Raw genomic sequence first — 17,005 nt, forward strand, 5'->3', positions numbered from 1 at the left:
AGCACTTATCCGTCGAGGAACCGCTGCATGTCCCGTGCCGTTGATCGTATCCTGCGCCCCAGCCTGATGGCCTTGTCCATCGCCCTGGCTGCACCGTTGGCCAGCCCTGCCCTGTTCGCCGCCGAGCAGTCCGCACAGCGCGCCTACGACCTGCCCAGCGCCCCGCTGGCCACCACCCTGAACCAGATCGCCAGCCAGTCGGGCATCGCCCTGGCCATCGACCCGGCACTGGTCAGCGGCCGCAACTCGGCGCCGGTCAACGGCCAATACGACGGCCTCGGCGCCCTGCAGGCAGCCCTGCTCGGCACCGGCCTGCAGTTGCAGCAGAGCACCGTCGGCAGCTACAGCCTGGTGGCAGTCCCTGATGGCACCCTGGCGTTGCCCGAGACTGCGATCAATGCCAATGCCTCGTACGAAAGCGCGTGGGGGCCGGTTGACGGCTACACGGCAACACGCACCGCCGCTGGCACCAAGACAGACACCGCCATTGCCGAACTACCACGTTCGGTGACGGTGATCACCCGCCAGCAGATGGAAGACCGCCCGGTCCTCAATCTCAACGACGCCTTGCGCTACACCGCTGGCGTACAGAGCAGCGGCTACGGCTCCGACTCGCGCAGCGACTGGCTGTTGGTACGCGGCTTCGTGCCCACCCAGTTTCTTGACGGTCTGCCATTGCCGAAGGGTAACTACGCGTCACCGAAAATAGAGCCCTGGAACCTGGAGCGCATTGCGGTACTGCGTGGCCCGGCCTCTTCCGTCTACGGCCAGACCCCTCCCGGCGGCTTGCTGGACATGACCAGCCGCCGCCCGGATGTTGTAAGCAGCCACGAAGTTGAAGCCCAGGTTGGCAGCAACAACCACAAACAGATCAACTTCGACAGCACTGGCAAGATCGATGACAGCGGACGGTTTCTCTACCGTGTGAGCGGTACCGTGCGCGACAGCGGCACACCGATCGATCATATTCCGGACAAGCGCTACAACATCGCACCCAGCCTGACCTGGAACATCAATGACGACACCAAACTGACGTTCATTACCCAGTACACCCGCGACGATACCGGTATCACCGGCCAGTTCCTCCCCTTGCAGGGCACCAAACTGGACAGTCCTGCAGGCAAGATCTCCCACCACAAGAACCTGGGCGACCCGGACTGGGAATCCTACGACCGCACTTACTATCACTTGGGTTACGCGTTCGAGACCCGCCTGAACGACACATGGCAGTTCCGCCAGAACCTGCGTTACGCGCGCAACGAGCTGGACTTCAAGGGCATCACCGCCGGCGGTTCGATCTGGCCGGCAGGCCCGGACGAAGCAGTCAGCGCCGATGGCACGGTGCAACGCACTGCCGGCATCGTCGAGGAAGACATCTCCCAGTTCGCGGTGGATAACAACTTCCAGGCGGACTTCCAGACCGGCATGGTGGCCCATACCCTGCTGCTGGGGCTCGATCACCAACGCTCGGACAGCAATGCCCGCTGGCGCTGGGGTTCGGCCGGCGTGCCGCCAAGCAATATCCACAACCCGATCTACGGCCAGGATTTCTCGAACGTCCAGTACTTCGACATGTATGACTACGATCAGAAAACCCAGCAGACCGGTCTGTATGTTCAGGATCAGATGGCCCTGGACAACTGGCGCCTGACCTTGGGCGGCCGTGAAGACTGGGTACACACCGGCACCACCTTCCACAACCAGGGCGACGCCACCAATACCCAGCGTGACAAGAAATTCAGCGGTAACGCAGCACTGAGCTATGTGTTCGACAACGGCATTACCCCGTACTTCTCGTATGCCGAGTCGTTCCAGGCCGCAACCGGTGCCGCAGTGAACAGCACCGACGCTTTCAAACCTACCGAAGGCAAACAGTACGAACTGGGCATCAAGTACCAGCCCCCTGGCAGCAAGACACTGCTTAGCGCAGCGGTATTCGACCTGACCCAAGAGAACATGTCGGTAACCGAGGGCAGTGTGACTCGCCAAGTCGGTGAAGTCCGCGTCAAAGGCCTGGAGCTTGAAGCCACATCGGATGTCACCAAGAACCTGAAATTGATCGGCTCCTACACCTATAACGACAGCGAGATCACCAAAGGCAACGACGGTGAGAAGGGCAAGCGCATGGCCCAGGTCCCTCGTAACCAGGCCACTGCCTGGGCCGACTACACCTGGCACGAAGGCGCGCTCGATGGCTTTGGCGTGGGTGTCGGTGTGCGCTATGTGGGTGACACCTATGGCAACACCACCAATACCGATTGGGGCCATGTGGGCTCATACACCGTCTACGATGCCTCGGTGCACTACGACTTGGGCCGTCTGAACCCAACCCTCAAGGGCGTGACCGTTGCCGTGGATGCGAAGAACCTGTTCAACAAGGATTACCTGTCGACTTGTGACGGTTACTACTGCTACTACGGCGACGAACGCAACGTAGTGGCCAGCGTCAATTATAAGTTCTGAGCGAATCGGGGCCGCAGTGCGGCCCCTGGTTCCATCAGGCACAATCGGTACCGTGATGAAAAGCCAAACCATCCGCCGCTGGTCCGTGGTTCACACCTGGAGCAGCCTGGTCTGCACCCTGTTCATGCTGCTACTGGCCATCACCGGCCTGCCGCTGATCTTCCACCACGAAATCGAACACCTGCTCGGCGACGCCCCCGCGCTGCGCGAAATGCCTGCAGGCACCCCCCACCTGGACCTGCAACAGCTGGTGCTCAAGGCCGAGCAGCATCGTCCCGGCGAGGTGATGCAGTACGTTGGCTATGACGAGGACGAGAGCAACGGCGTGGTGGCCATCACCGCTGCCACGGCGGGTAGCGACCCCAACTCGTCACACACCTTCATGCTCGATGCCCGCACCGGCGAGGCCGTCGCCATGCCGGCCGCCAACGGCGGTTTCATGATGATCATGCTGCGCCTGCACGTCGACCTGTTCGCCGGGCTGCCCGGCAAGCTGCTGCTGGCGTTCATGGGTGTACTGTTCGTTGTGGCGATCGTCTCCGGCACCGTGCTCTACGCACCGTTCATGCGCCGCCTGCAGTTCGCCACGGTACGCCACGACAAGTCCCGGCGCCTGCGCTGGCTGGACCTGCACAACCTGATCGGGGTGGTGACCCTGGCGTGGGCGCTGACCGTCGGTGTAACCGGGGTCATCAGCGCCCTGTCCGACCTGGTCATCGCCGCCTGGCGCAACGACAGCCTGGCCACCATGGTCGCGCCCTACCGTGACGCCCCGCCACTCACCGAGCGCGCCCCGGCCAGCCGACTGCTGGACATCGCCAAGCAGGCCGCGCCCGGTATGCGCCCAGACTTCATCGCCTTCCCCGGCACGCGGTTCTCCAGCGAGCACCACTACGCCGTGTTCATGAAAGGCGCCACCCACCTTACCTCGCACCTGCTCACGCCCGTGCTGATCGATGCGCGCACCCTGCAGGTGACCGCCGTGGGCGAACGCCCCTGGTACATGGACGCCATGGGGCTGTCGCAGCCACTGCACTTCGGCGACTACGGTGGGCGGCCGATGCAGATCCTCTGGGCTGTGCTCGATGGGTTGACCATCATCGTGCTCGGCAGCGGCCTTTACCTGTGGTGGGGCAAACAGCGCAAACCCCGGGAAACCCGGGCATGAGCCACACGTCGCAACCGACCCTGCGCATTTTCACCTGGCCAGCCGCCATCGGCCTGCTCGGTGCAGCCGGCCTGTTCGCCGCCTTGCTGGGTGACGGTGCGTGGGATGCCCTGGCCTGGCTGGGCCTGGCCGTGCCCGTCATCCTCAGCCTGCGCGGGTTGTGCCGGCGATAACCGGCTACCGCTTCGGCCCTTGCCCCGGGCCGTAACGTTGCGCCTCCCTGACCGAAGGAGCGCAACATGCTACCGCTGGAACGTATCGAATTCCTCGACCATCAGATCACCGCCCTCCTGGCGCAAATGCCGAGCCCCGACCGGCCACGGCTCACCCGTCAGCAGCTACAGGGCGAGCTGGCGGAATACTGGGCAGCCAGCGATACCCAGGGCCGCTCGCGCAGGGTGCGCCTGTGCGATCTGCGCCGGGCCATGATGCATGCCGAGCTGACCCTGCGCCTGGGCGACCAAACCTTGCCCACCCCTCAGGCCGATGCCCTGAGCCTGTGCCTGGACCTGCCCTACGCCTGGCAACGCCGCCCCCAAGCGATGGCCACACGTGCCCAGGTCTACCGCCTGGTCCTCAGCCGTAGCCAGCCTCACAGCCGCGCCGTGCTACCAGGGATGTTCGTGGTCATCACCGGTACTGACGAGGCCGCCGAGCTCTCCCCGGAGCAACCCCGCGGGCCGGCGTTGCTGTGCGGCCCGACCCAAGGCATCGAGGCCTATCCCTCGCTGGCCGACCTGCACCTTGAGCTGTGTGAACGCCTCGACGACCCGCTACAGGGCCCGCCACTGCTGCGCCTGCTGGTCGATGCCGAGCGTATGGAGCACGCCGCCAAGGCCGACCGCCTGCGCTATGAATGGTATGCCGATGACCCGGTGCAAGCCCAAATCGACATCCTGATCGAAGCGCAGCGCCTGCGTGTCAACCACGCCTGGGCCACCGCCCAGGGCGCACTGGCACCCACGGCCGAGGCGCTGCGCGAGGCCCTGTCACTGACCGCCGATGTCGGCAAGCAGGCGTTGCTCGACACGCGCTACGGCCTGCTGCTGGAAAAAAACCTGCCCAACTGGTTGACCACGGCAGGGCCCCAGGCGCTTTCGCACATCATGCAGGCCATGCAACAACTGGTCGCCGCCGGCAATCGCATCGCCGCACCAGGCATCCTCACCTTGGCGCAGTTTCGCGAGCAGGACAGCTTGCTGGGCTGGGCCCGCGCCCGTGTAGAGGAACGCCTGCGCCACGATCATGGCCTGCGCTACGCAGCTGCCGACATCATGGTCCATGTGGTGCACAGCCGTCAGGCCGGCCCGCAGCTGAACCCCTTCAACCCTTCGATCTACGTCACCTGGCGGGGCTTCGAGCAGGTCGGTGGGGTGATGGTCGAGCTGACCAGGGAGAGTTACCCGCTGGACGAGTTGGCTTTGTGCAACCTGAACTGGTTCGACTACGACTATTGGCTCACCGCCCGGGTGACCCATCGCCAAGACAAGCCGTTACCCGAGGCACTGAACCCGGCCTACATCAAGGCGATGATCAGAAACCTGAATGTTGGCGGCAGCTATGATGCTTACCTGAAAACCCAATTGATCGATTCCCCGGTCGGGGGCTGGAGGCTCAATGCCCATGCCCTGATCAACCGGGCCCGCATGCGTGCCGAAGTGGCCAAGGCGCGTTATGCCGGGCACCTTGGCAACGCCCAGGGTGAACAAGGCTATCGCTGGGTACGCCAGGTACTGGACTACCCACACAACGCGCTGCGCCCGCCCGTGGACAACCACCGCATCACCGTGCGCCAGTTGACGATGCATGGTCATACCCTGCAAGGGGTTCTGCTGATCAACGCCGAAGGCTCTGGCACAGGCGCCTTCGTCCTGTACACACCGGACGCACCCGACCGCCGCGCCTGGCGCCGGCTGAGCAATGCTCGCGAACTGATGCGGCTGCTGCGCCAGCAACCGGCCCTGCGCGCCTACGTCGCGAGCCGCCTGCCCCTGCTGTCACCTGTACGCATCGAAAAACTGCTGAACAAGGGCCGGCTCGGGCCGGCACTGCGCATCCTGGCAATCGAGGATGACCTGTTCTTCGCCTACTACATGGCCGAGGTGCGCGGCTGGTTGGCGGTGGTCGATGCCCGGAGCCGCACCACCGGGGAGGCAGACCTTCAGCAGGGCACCGCGCTGGTGTGGCGCCTGCTCGACCTGATCAGCCTGGTACTGCCTGCGCGTGTACAGATTCCCCTGGCCATGGGACGCATGGTGATCGAAACCTGGGCTGGCCTGGAAGCCTTCAGCGAGGACGATATCAACGGTGTGCTGACCCATACCTACAACGCCCTGAGCTATGCCAACGATGCAGGTACCGGCGCGGTCAGCGCCGGCCTGATGCGCCGTATGATGCGTGGCCTGCCGACGCAACCACCGCTGCCACTGCCCTCGCGCTACAGCATCACGCCTGCGCTCGAGCACCTGCGCTTCACCATTGACGGTGTGCACGGTGAAGGCGTCTTTGAAAAATCATCAGCCTTCGAAGGGCTGACCCAATACTTCATCCAGGACGCCCACGGCCGCTATTACCAGGTCTCGTTCGACGGGCGTCGTTGGCGTGTCATCGACCCTACGCAGCCGGACGCTTACCTGCTGCAGCCAGTCAAGCGCCTGGCCAATGGCAACTGGGTGATCGACTCCCCGGTGCTGTGGTACGACGGCTTGCCCGATCTACCGCAGCTGCTGGCCAGCTGCCGCCTGCAGCCGCCGTTGGAGGGTGAAGCGGTGGGGACGCAGGTGGGGCTGTACCAGGCAGACGACCAGCTCTACCTGCAAACCCCTGCCGGGCAACTGCCCTTGCGTGCGCACCTGCTCGCCGGGCGCTACCACCTGGTGATCCCGCACGCCCGGCAAGCCGGCGTGGTGCCATGGGCGATCCTGCGCTGGCAAGACCAGCAGTGGCGCATCCGAGTACGCCAGGCCGGGCGCAGCAGCGATTGGCTGGCGCTGCCGGAGGCCTACTCGCCGAGCCTTGGCAACAGCCGGTCCAGGCGCTGATGCAGGGCACTGCCGCTCGGCCAGTTACGCAACAGCCGTGCCCGGTCACGGGCGTAGGCCGGTGCGAAGCTGAGCGCGGTGGCGTGCTGGCACATGGCGTCGAGGTCGATCAATGACCATTGGCCGTTGTGCCAGAACAGGTTGTGGCCTTTGAAGTCGCCATGGCTGATACGCTCGCGGATCAGTTGCTGCATCACCTCCACCAAGGCATCGACCTGCTCTTCAGGCGCCTCGCCGTTTTCCACATAGGGCGCGAAGCACGCAGTCAGGTCCGGGCCATCGACATGTTCGGTGACCAGGTACGCCCGGCTGCGCAGGCCCATGACGCGCTGCTCCAGCACCGCCAACGGGCGCGGCGTGGCGATGCCCAGGAACTCCAGGCGGTGGCCTTCGATCCAGGAGTGCCAGGCCCGGCTCGGGCGCCAGAAGCGCTTGAACCAGTGCGCGGTGTTCTTGATGTTGTAGCGCTTGAGCACCAGTGAGCGCCCACCCACTTCGACACGCGCCACGCTGGCCGCGCCGCCTGTCTTGTACAGGTGGCCCTGGTCGATCAAGGCATCGGCCTGTTCCAGCACCGGCAACATGGCCTGGACTTCGCTGCGACGGATCGAGCGTAAGCCCGAAAGGCTGCGCTCGACGCTGAACAGCGTGCATTCGCGGCCGGCCTTCTCCAGGTAGTCCTTCAGCCGCCAGTTGCGCACCTTGTCCACCTGCTTCTGCAACGCCTCCATGGGCAAGGCGTGCTCGGCATTGGCCAGCAAGTAGTGCACCAGCAGCTCTTCGATGAAGGGCTCCAGGCGCTTGGGCAACTGCGCGAAGAACACCCCGAGGTTTTCCAGCACACGCGGGCGCGACAGCTGTTGGCCGGGTGTTTCGGCCTTGATGCCAGCGCCATCGATGAGGTACAGCTTGCCGCCGTGACGCAGCAGGTTGTCCAGGTGCAGATCTTCCTGCCAGAGGCCCTTGGCATGCATCTGGGCAACGGCGGTCAATGCTTCGCCAAGCACCAGGTGCTGTTCGTCGGCAAGCACCGGCAAGCCTGCCACTTTGTCCCAGGCATCGGCCAGGCTTTGGGCGCCGTCGAGGAACTCGAACAGCAGCCAGCCACCCTCACCGTCCTTGAGCCCATCGGCAAGCAGCCTGGGCGTGGTCAGGCCCTGCGCGGCCAGCAGCTTCACACCCTCCAGCTCCCGCTGGAAATGGCGCGCGGCGTTGCCACCCACCAGCAACTTGGCCAACACCGGCGTACCGCGCCATACCCCGGCACCGACATAGCGCTGGCCCGGCAACACCCGCAGCAGGCTGAGCAGCTGAAGTTCGGCGTTGCCTGCGGCGTCGGCCAGGCTGATCGAGAGCGGCAGTGAAGGGCTGCGCCCGGCATCTTTCAATTCAGACAAACGCATCAGCGGGCCTCTTTTTCACGACGGCGTTGTGTCAGCCGCTGCAACCAGGTGCCGACCAGCGCGCTGTCGGCCGGCAGGCCAAGGTAGGCAGCCAGCAGCGTGCGCACCTGCGCTTCGCTCCAGGCCGGGGCGCGGCGCAGCAGCGGCTCCAGGTCCTTCAGGCGGTCGCGCATGCCGAACAGCAGTGGCCGGGTCTTTTCCAGGTCGATCAGTTGCGCGTCCCAGCCTTCGCGGCGCTGGCGCAGGAAGATGTGCTTGGGGTAGAAGCAGCCGTGCACCTGGCCGGCGCTGTGCAGCGTGCGCGCCAGCTGGCCACAGGCCTGGAGGATACCGTTGCGCTCAGCGTCACCGAGCTGCGGCCATTGGCCCAGCAGGCTTTCCAGGTCGCTCCAGTCATCCAGGGCACGGGTGAGCAGAATCGCCCGGTGCTGGCCCGCGTGCTTGCGCTCACCGTAGAACACTGCCTGCAAGGCCGGGATATGCAGCTTCTGGTAACGGCTGATGTTGCGGAACTCACGGGCGAACGTCGGCTCGCCGAACGGGCGGTGCAAAGTGCGGGTCAGGTAGTCGCTCTGGCGCTTGAGGTAATACCCTTTACCCTCGAGCTCCAGGCGATAGACACTGCTCCAGCCGCCTCGGCCGGTGTTGGGTTCGTCCACGGCATCGAGCTGCAGCGCCCACAGCGCTTCGAAGTCATTCAGGCCATGGCGTTTGAGCAGCGCGAGGTCCGCGCTGGCCAGGTAGTCGGTCATTCCCTTCCCTCGAAGAAGCTCAGTACCTGACGGACCCGGCGCTTGTCGCGTGCATTCAGGCGCTGACGCCCGCGGTACTGCAAATAGAAGCGCAGGCGCTGGGTCGCCGTCAGGTGGTATTTGGCGACCTTGTCCAGGCATGCCAGGTCCTTGATCAGCCGGTGGCGCCACATGAACCCGCGCCAGAAGTCGCCGGTCGGGCAATCGATGAAGAACAGCGTGCCCTGGTCATCGACCAGCAGGTTGCGCCACTTGAGGTCGTTGTGGGCGAAACGATGTTCATGCATGACCCGGGTATGGCGCGCCAGCTGTTGGCTGATGTGGTCGACCCAGGCGCGATCGGCCAGGCGCGGATCATTGCGCTCAGCCAGCGCCGACAGGTCTTCGGTGCGGGGCAGCTCGCGAGTGATCATCGCGCCACGGCCAAACGCCAGGCCATTGCGCTCCAGGCCCCAGGCCACAACTTCGGCGGTGGGGATGTCCCATTTGGCGAACTGCTTGAGGTTCTGCCATTCGGCCTTGATACGCGGCCGGCCGAGGTAACGGCGCATGTGTTTGCCGGCGCCGGTGTAGCGCTTGACGTAATAGTTGACCCCGTCACGCTCGACGCGGACCACCTCGCTGAGCGGGTCACGGGTCAGGCGTTCACCCTGCAGGGCAAACACCGCATCAAGAGTGCCGAAGTCCGCCGCCAGGTGTTCATAGCCCGGCGCCAGTGTCCAACCCGCCATCAGAGTGCATCCCCATAGCGTTGTTTGCGATCGTAGAGTTTCTGCGCCTTGCGATCCAGCCAGGCCAGCAGCGCGGCTTCCTCGCTGAGGACCTGACGCAGCGGGCGCTGGAAGTAACCACGCAGGAAACGCAGCTTGTCGCGCCGGGTCAGGCCAATGTCCAGCGCCGAAAAGTACAGCGCGGCCAGGTCCTTGTCCCGCCAGCGGCGGCTGATTTTCGCCCGGGTCTGGGCGCGGTGCAGGTCGATGACCGACAGCTTGAAGTCTTGCGCCGTCACCGGGCAATCGGTGTGCAGCAGGAAGTGGCAGATGTAGCAGTCGCGGTGGTTGACCCCGGCGCGGTGCATGCCGCCGGTCATCTTCGCCACTTCGGCGATCAGCGCGTGCTTGAGCGCCGGCTCAGGCGGCTGCCTGACCCAGTCGATGCTGAAGTCTTCCAGGCTGATGGTCGGCGCCAGCTCTTGAGTGACGATGAACGAATGCTGCGTGGCCGGGTTGCTGCCACGCTCGCCGTAGGCCACTGCAGTCATGGTCGGCACGCCGACTTCATGCAGGCGCTCGATGGCCCGCCATTCCTGGCCGGCACCCAGCACCGGAAGCTTGGCGGTGAGCAGGTTCTTGAAGATTTCGCCCCAGCCAATGCCCCGGTGGATCTTGACGAAGAAACCTTCGCCATCGACCTCGGTGCGCAGCGTGCGGCGACCTTCCAGCTCGCGGTACACCTCGCCTTGCAGGGCTTCCACGGCATCGAAGGCATCACGCCCCGCCCACAGGCGCTTGAAAGGTTCGGCCAGTATCAGCTTCATGCGCTCTCCTGCCCCAGAATCACGTCGGCGGCGTGCTGCGGCATGCTGTACAGGTCGGCGGTATCGGCAAAGGCCAGCCCATTGCGCGACCACTGCGCACGCGCCGCTGGCGCTTCGAGCATGCGCTGCAGGTAGCCATTGAGCTGTTCCTGCTCGAACGGCTCGTCCAGCACCAGGCCGCTGTCGGCCTCGGCAATGTAATGGGCATAACCGCAGACCTTGGAAACCAGCACCGGCAAGCCCGCCACCAGCGCTTCGAGCAGCACCGTGCCGGTGTTCTCGTTGTAGGCCGGGTGAATCAACAGGTCCGCACCCAACAGGAAGCGTGGAATGTCACTGCGCCCCTTGAGAAACTGCACCTGCTCGCCCAGGCCCAATGCTGCGCTCTGCAGCTGGAACACCTTGGGGTCGTCCTGGCCTATGACCATCAGCCGGGTGCGCTTGCGCAAAGACGCCGGCAGAGCGGCCAGGGCTTTGAGGCTACGGTCGACGCCCTTGGTTTTGAAGCCGGAGCCGATCTGTACCAGCAGCAGGTCGTCATCGCCCAGGTTGAACTCCTTGCGAAACGCCGCGCGGATCTCGGCGGCATTGGCCGGCGCACGGCGGTCCTGGGAAATGCCGGGCGGCAGCAGGTGGAAGCGCTCGACAGGGGTGCCGTAGTGCTTGATGAACAGCGGTTGCTGCACCTCTGAAATCATCAGCACTTCAGTGCGCGCCTCCTTGGCGAACACGGCCCGCTCGTACTCGGCAAAGTGCCGGTAGCGGCCCCAGCGGCGGTACAGGCCGCCACGCAAGGTCTGGGCCTTGTCCTCGAAACAGCCGTCGGCCGCGTAATACACGTCCAGGCCCGGCATCTTGTTGAAGCCGATCAACCGGTCTACCGGGCGCTTGGCCAGATCGGCCTGCATCCAGGCACTGAGTTTTTCATTGCGACGGTGATTGAACAGCGCCTTGACCGGCGCCACCAGCACCTCGAAACCGGGCGGCACGTCGCCTTCCCAGATCAGCGTGTAGACACGGATCTGGTGGCCCCGCTTCTGGCATTCCAGGGCAATGCGCATGAAGTCGCGCTGCAGCCCGCCGAAGGGGAAATATTTGTAAAGCACGAAAGCCAGTTGCATCAACGGACATCCTCAGCCAGCAGCAACGCGCTCAAGCGGCTCGCCACATGCTCGGGATTCAGGCGAGTGAAGCACAGTGGCCACTCGCGTTTGAGATCGAACCGGCGCAGGTCGTCGGCGCTCGGTTTGTAGGTGCACTTTTTCTGCAGGCACGGTGCGCAGGGGAAATCGCTGGCCTGATGGACCTGTACGCGGCCATAGGCGCCGGTCAGGCCCGGGTTGGTCGGGCCGAACAGCGAAATGGTAGGCACATCCAGCGCCGCCGCCAGGTGGCCCAGCCCAGTGTCCACCGCAACACAGGCCTTTGCCGCCGCCAGCACGCGGGCAACACCGGCAAGGTTCAATCTGGGGAGCACCTGGCAGTTGTTCAAGCCCTGGGCAATACGCTCGGCGCGGTCTTTCTCGGCCTGGTTGCCCCACGGCAGGCATACCTGCAGCCTGCTGCGGCCCAAGCGTTCAGCCAGCTCGCGCCAGTAGGCCTCGGGCCAGTGCTTGGTCGCCCAGGTGGTGCCGTGCAGAAACACCACGTACGGCGCTGCCGGCGGCAGTTGCAGGCGGTCCAGGTCCAGGCCGTAGTTGCCAATACCTTCGGGCAGGTCATAGGCCAGCGCCATGGCGAACAGCTGGCGCACGCGCTCTACCGCATGCTGGCCGACGGCGACCGAAAGGCGCCGGTCATAGAAGCGGCTGGCCCAGCCCTCGCGCGCCGAGTAACGGTCCAGGCCAGCCACCGGCGCCTTGACGTAGCGGGTCAGCCAAGCCGACTTGACCAGCCCCTGGGCATCGATCACCAGGTCGTACTTGCGCTCGCGCACGCGCTGCTTGAACGCCTTCCACTCGCCGCTCTTGATGGTCTGCCAGACATTCTTGCGCCAGCGCCGAATGGCCACCGGTATCACCTGGTCGACCGCCGGGTGCCAGCTGGGGATCTCGGCGAAGCCTTCTTCTACCACCCAGTCGAAACGGATGCCCGGGATCGCATGGGCGGCATCGGTGAGCGCCGGCAGGGTGTGAATCACATCACCCAGCGACGAGGTCTTGATGATCAGTACCCGCACTTACTCGACCTCGGCCACGGTATCGATCAGGTTCGGCCCACCCAGGCTGTGCAGGGCGGCAATGACTTTGCCCGGCTCCAGCAGACGCAGGCAGTTGTAGTGGCCGAAGCGGCAGGTGCGGTCGAAGCATGGGCTGCACTCGATGCCCGTGCGCACGACCTCCACCTGCTCGGCCAACGGCGGGGTGAAGCCCGGCGAGGTCGAGCCATAGACGGCAACCAAAGGGCGGTTCAACGCCGCAGCAACGTGCATCAACCCGGAGTCGTTGGACACCACCGCGTTGGCGCAGGACATGAGGTCGATCGCCTCGGCCAACGAGGTTTCGCCTGCCAGGTTGCAGGACTCTTCACGCAAACCCGGGATCAGCCGGTCGCGGATCTGTTCGCCGACCGGGTGATCGTTCTTCGAGCCGAACAGCCAGACCTGCCAGCCTTGGCGAATCATGGCGTCGGCAACGTTGGCGTAGTGCTCTGCCGGCCAGCGCTTGGCTTCCCCGAACTCGGCGCCTGGGCACAACGCAAGCACCGGGCGGTCCAGCTCCAGGCCGAACTTGGCCAGCGCGGCGTCACGGCTCGGCGCTTCGATCTGCAGGCTCGGCCGTGGATAAGGCTGCGGCAACTCGGCACCCGGCGCGTAGGCCAGTGCCATGAAGCGCTCGATCATCAACGGGTAACGGGCCTTGTCCAGTTTACGCACGTCGTTGAGCAGGCCGAAGCGCATTTCGCCGCGCCAGCCGGTGCGCTTGGGGATGCCGGCAAAGAACGGCACCAGCGCCGACTTCAGCGAGTTGGGCAGCAGGATCGCCTGGTCGTACTGCCCGGCCAGGGACTTGCCGATGCGCCGGCGCGTAGCCAGTTCCAGCGCGCCATGGCCGAGCGGGAAGCTCAAGGCCTGACGCACTTGGGGCATGCGCTCAAGGATCGGCCGGCTCCACTCGGGCGCCAGCACGTCGATCACGCAGTCGGGGTGCTGCTGTTTCAGGCACTGGAACAGGGTTTGCGCCATCACCATGTCGCCAACCCAGCTGGGGCCAATGATCAGTATTCTCATGCTTAGTCCAGAAACGCTCGGGGAGGCTACAGGCTGCGGTACAGCCTGGCCTCCCCTCTTTATATTCAGGCTATGTGGCGGACAGTGTACCACCCGGGCCGCTTCGCGCCCCAATCGCCACCAAGCCGGCCCCTCAGGGGGCATACAGGCCTCAGGTACTGCAGCGCCCTCTGGAGGCCGGCTTGCCGGCGATTGGCCCTCAAGTCAAACCGAGCTGCGCCCAAATCCTTCGAACGTCGCGGCGTTCATCGATAAACTGTGCCGCATCGATCACCCCGGCCTGCTTCTGCAGGGCCTGGCGGTGCGAGGCTGAGCGAAACGCCTTGTACACTTCACGCAACAAAACCGCATCGCTGGCCGGCATCAAGCCTGCCTGCTCCAGCTCTTCCAGAATGCGAATGTTATCGGTCCAGCGCAGTATGGCCGGATGGTCGTGGGACCAGGCCAAAGCCGCGTATTGCACCATAAATTCGATATCGACGATACCGCCGGCATCCTGCTTGATATCGAACGCCATCCCCGTATCGAAGGCATTGCCCGCGGTGCCTGCGGCGGTAGCCTTGGTGCCGAGGTTGTCGCGCATCTTGGCGCGCATCTCGCTGACTTCGCTGCGCAGCTTGTCCAGGTCACGGGCCTGGCCCAGAACCTTGGCACGCACCCCCTCGAACGCTGCCGCCACCTGCTTGCAGCCCACCAGCACGCGGGCGCGCACCAGGGCCTGATGTTCCCAGGTCCAGGCTTCGTTCTGCTGGTAGCGCTCGAACGCGCCCAGCGAGCTGACCAAAAGCCCCGCGGCGCCCGAGGGCCGCAGGCGCATGTCGACGTCATACAGCTGGCCGGAATTGGTTTGCGTGGTCAGCAAATGGATGATGCGCTGGCCCAGCCGCGTGAAGAACTGCGCGCTGTCGATCGGCTTGGCGCCATCGGTTTCCGCCTGCGGGTCACCGTCGTGGATGAACACCAGGTCCAGGTCCGAGCCATGGCCCAGCTCCAGGCCGCCTACCTTGCCGTAGCCAAGGATGATGAAGCCCGGGTCGCACAGGCTGCCATCGGTGCGCTTGGGCTGGCCGTGACGCGCCACGGTCTGGCGCCAGGCCAGGGCCAGCACCTGGTCAAGAATGGCCTCGGCCAGCCAGGTCAGGTAGTCGCTGACTTTCATCAATGGCAGGTTGCCACTGATTTCGGAAGCGGCCACGCGCAGGCTGTGGGCCAGCTTGAAGTGGCGCAAGGCCTCCATCTGTTGCTCAAGATCGTCCTCGGGGATGCGCGTCAGCCGCTCCCGCAGCTCGGCGGCCAGCTCCGGCGCCAGCGGCGGGCTGAACAGGCGGCCTTCATTGAGCAACTCGTCGAGCAGCAATGGGTAACGGGCAATCTGTTCGGCGATCCACGGGCTGGCAGCACACAGGGTCAGCAGGCGGCGCAAGGCCCCCGGGTTTTCAGTCAGCAGCACCAGGTAGGCCGAACGCCGCGCCACAGCTTCGACCAGCGGCAACACCCGTTCCAGCACCAGGTCAGGGTTGTCATGCTCGACCGCCTGGGCCAGCAGGCGCGGGATGAAGGCATCCAGGCGTTCACGGCCGATGCGCTGCATCGACCGCAACTGTGGGCTGGCACGCAGCCCCGCCAGCCTGCGCAACGCTTCGGCGGGCTGCTGGAACCCGGCTTCTTCCAGCTGACGGCCGGCGGCCTCCTCATCCTGAGCCTGCTCCCACAAGGGCGACCACTCGCCGCCAACCACCAGGTCACCCTCGCCGTCTTCTTCGTCCGGGTCGGCGATGACCTGGCGGAAGTGCCAGTCGACACGGCCGCGCCAGTGCATCAGCTGGTCGTGGAAACTCTGCCAGCCGCTAAAGCCAAGCACATAGGCCACGCGCTCACGGTCAGTCTCATCATCGGGCAGCATCTGCGTCTGGCGATCGGCAATGGCCTGGATGGCGTGCTCGGTATAGCGCAGGAACTCATAGCCTTCGCGCAGCTCCGCCACCACAGCCGGCGGCAGATAGCCTTGGCCTTCCAGGGTCGCCAGCACTTTCAGCAATGGCCGCTGCTGCAGGCTCAGGTCACGCCCGCCATGGATCAGCTGGAAGGCCTGGGCGATGAACTCCACTTCACGGATGCCACCGGCACCGAGCTTGATGTTCTCGGCCATGCCCTTGCGCCGTACCTCCTGCTGGATCAGCTGTTTCATGGTGCGCAGCGCTTCGATCGCCGAAAAGTCCAGGTAACGCCGGTACACGAACGGGCGCAGCATCTCCTGCAATTGCGCGCCTGCCGCCTGGTCGCCAGCCACCACCCGCGCCTTGATCATCGCGTAGCGTTCCCAGTCGCGGCCCTGATCCTGGTAGTACTGCTCCAGGGCATTGAAACTGAGCACCAGCGCACCGGCCGAGCCGTAGGGGCGCAGGCGCATGTCGACGCGGAACACGAAGCCATCGACGGTGACCGGGTCGAGCGCCTTGATCAGGCGCTGGCCCAGACGGGTGAAAAACTCCTGATTGTCCAGCGAGCGCTTGACCCCTTCGGTCTCACCGCCCTCGGGGAAGGCGAAGATCAGGTCGATATCCGACGACAGGTTGAGCTCGACCGCCCCCAGCTTACCCATGCCCAGCACCACCATATGCTGCGGTTCGCCGCTGCGGTTGCCGATCGGCGTACCGAACTGCTGGCAGTGGCGCGGATGCAGCCATTGATACGCTTCGTCGATGGCCGCGTCAGCCAGGTCGGACAGGTCACGGCAGGTCTCGCCCAGTTCGGCCTGGCGGCTGATATCGCGCCAGATGATGCGCAGCTGCTGGCGGTTGCGCTCGCGGCGCAGGTTGCGTGCCAGCTCGTCTTCACTCGACGCCGCCTGGGCGGCTGCCGCAATGTGCCCACGCAGCTCGCCCGGCGCATAACGGCGGTCCATCTCGCCGCTGGCCAGCAGGGCAAACAGCATCGCCGGCTCACGCTGGGCCAGGCCGAGCACGAAGTCACTGGCGGCGGCCACCTGGTCGAACTGTTGCCGGTGAGCCGGGCTCCAGGCGTTCGGGTCGAGCGCCGGGTGGCTGCTCAGGGCATCGAGCAGAAACTGCCGATTACGGGCGACCAGCGGTTGCAGGGAGGCAGGCAGTTCGAGCGGCAAAGGCAGGCGCATGGTCTATCCTTGATCGGCGAGAAAGAGAGAGGAAAAAGCGGCCACGAGGAAACCGGACCACGGTTGGACTGTCGTACAAAAGTTGGAAATAGCTGAAAAAAACGAATCATTGGCAAGAAACATCAAGAATCACCCGCTCGTAGCACAACGCCAACCAACATGAACGTTTTTCCTCACAAGCCACGGTGCGACCAAACGTCGCATTTGTGTAGTTTTACTACTACCCCACCCGTGCAAAAGCATGAAATGCGAAAGCAAATGTAGTAAAACTACACGCCG

The 17,005-nt window shown here is 64.7% G+C and carries 12 protein-coding genes; 4 read left to right on the forward strand and 8 right to left on the reverse strand.

Features of this window, described 5'->3' with window-relative positions; translation table 11 throughout:
- Window positions 1-27 precede the first annotated feature (27 nt).
- From ACIPZH_RS17355 to ACIPZH_RS17370, 4 genes are all read left to right on the forward strand, one after another.
- Window positions 28-2,463: a TonB-dependent siderophore receptor gene (locus tag ACIPZH_RS17355; RefSeq protein ID WP_400637032.1), complete on the forward strand. Its 2,436-nt coding sequence runs from the start codon at window positions 28-30 to the stop codon at window positions 2,461-2,463.
- Between the two features lie 55 nt (window positions 2,464-2,518).
- Window positions 2,519-3,631: a PepSY-associated TM helix domain-containing protein gene (locus ACIPZH_RS17360; protein WP_400637034.1), complete on the forward strand. Its 1,113-nt coding sequence runs from the start codon at window positions 2,519-2,521 to the stop codon at window positions 3,629-3,631.
- Window positions 3,628-3,804: a hypothetical protein gene (locus ACIPZH_RS17365; protein ID WP_267819288.1), complete on the forward strand. Its 177-nt coding sequence runs from the start codon at window positions 3,628-3,630 to the stop codon at window positions 3,802-3,804. The genes ACIPZH_RS17360 and ACIPZH_RS17365 overlap by 4 nt, the downstream gene beginning before the upstream one ends.
- 66 nt (window positions 3,805-3,870) lie before the next feature.
- On the forward strand, window positions 3,871-6,672 hold the full coding sequence (locus tag ACIPZH_RS17370) for a dermonecrotic toxin domain-containing protein (protein ID WP_400637035.1): 2,802 nt from the start codon (window positions 3,871-3,873) through the stop codon (window positions 6,670-6,672).
- On the opposite strand, the gene ACIPZH_RS17375 is transcribed toward ACIPZH_RS17370, so the two are convergent.
- From ACIPZH_RS17375 to glnE, 8 genes are all read right to left on the reverse strand, one after another.
- The gene (locus tag ACIPZH_RS17375; protein ID WP_400637037.1) at window positions 6,633-8,075 is read right to left on the reverse strand and encodes a lipopolysaccharide kinase InaA family protein; all 1,443 of its coding nucleotides are present in this window, start codon (window positions 8,073-8,075) and stop codon (window positions 6,633-6,635) included. The genes ACIPZH_RS17370 and ACIPZH_RS17375 overlap by 40 nt on opposite strands.
- Window positions 8,075-8,827, reverse strand: a complete 753-nt coding sequence (locus ACIPZH_RS17380) for a lipopolysaccharide kinase InaA family protein (protein WP_400637039.1) — start codon at window positions 8,825-8,827, stop codon at window positions 8,075-8,077. The genes ACIPZH_RS17375 and ACIPZH_RS17380 overlap by 1 nt, the downstream gene beginning before the upstream one ends.
- Window positions 8,824-9,558 carry a lipopolysaccharide kinase InaA family protein gene (locus ACIPZH_RS17385; RefSeq protein WP_400637041.1) on the reverse strand — a complete coding sequence of 245 codons (735 nt, stop codon included), beginning with the start codon at window positions 9,556-9,558 and terminating at the stop codon, window positions 8,824-8,826. Before ACIPZH_RS17385 ends, ACIPZH_RS17380 begins: the two co-directional genes overlap by 4 nt.
- The gene (gene rfaP / locus ACIPZH_RS17390; RefSeq protein WP_400637043.1) at window positions 9,558-10,364 is read right to left on the reverse strand and encodes a lipopolysaccharide core heptose(I) kinase RfaP; all 807 of its coding nucleotides are present in this window, start codon (window positions 10,362-10,364) and stop codon (window positions 9,558-9,560) included. Before rfaP ends, ACIPZH_RS17385 begins: the two co-directional genes overlap by 1 nt.
- Window positions 10,361-11,485: a glycosyltransferase family 4 protein gene (locus ACIPZH_RS17395; protein WP_400637044.1), complete on the reverse strand. Its 1,125-nt coding sequence runs from the start codon at window positions 11,483-11,485 to the stop codon at window positions 10,361-10,363. Before ACIPZH_RS17395 ends, rfaP begins: the two co-directional genes overlap by 4 nt.
- On the reverse strand, window positions 11,485-12,543 hold the full coding sequence (gene waaC / locus ACIPZH_RS17400; RefSeq protein WP_400637046.1) for a lipopolysaccharide heptosyltransferase I: 1,059 nt from the start codon (window positions 12,541-12,543) through the stop codon (window positions 11,485-11,487). Before waaC ends, ACIPZH_RS17395 begins: the two co-directional genes overlap by 1 nt.
- Window positions 12,544-13,593, reverse strand: a complete 1,050-nt coding sequence (gene waaF, locus ACIPZH_RS17405) for a lipopolysaccharide heptosyltransferase II (RefSeq protein ID WP_400628705.1) — start codon at window positions 13,591-13,593, stop codon at window positions 12,544-12,546.
- Between the two features lie 199 nt (window positions 13,594-13,792).
- Window positions 13,793-16,726 (reverse strand): bifunctional [glutamate--ammonia ligase]-adenylyl-L-tyrosine phosphorylase/[glutamate--ammonia-ligase] adenylyltransferase, encoded by a 2,934-nt coding sequence (gene glnE, locus ACIPZH_RS17410; protein ID WP_400637048.1) that lies wholly within the window; start codon window positions 16,724-16,726, stop codon window positions 13,793-13,795.
- Between the last annotated feature and the right edge of the window lie 279 nt (window positions 16,727-17,005).

Origin of the sequence: Pseudomonas sp. NPDC089758 (assembly GCF_044748705.1) — a bacterium.
Taxonomy (GTDB): Bacteria; Pseudomonadota; Gammaproteobacteria; order Pseudomonadales; family Pseudomonadaceae; genus Aquipseudomonas; species Aquipseudomonas putida_X.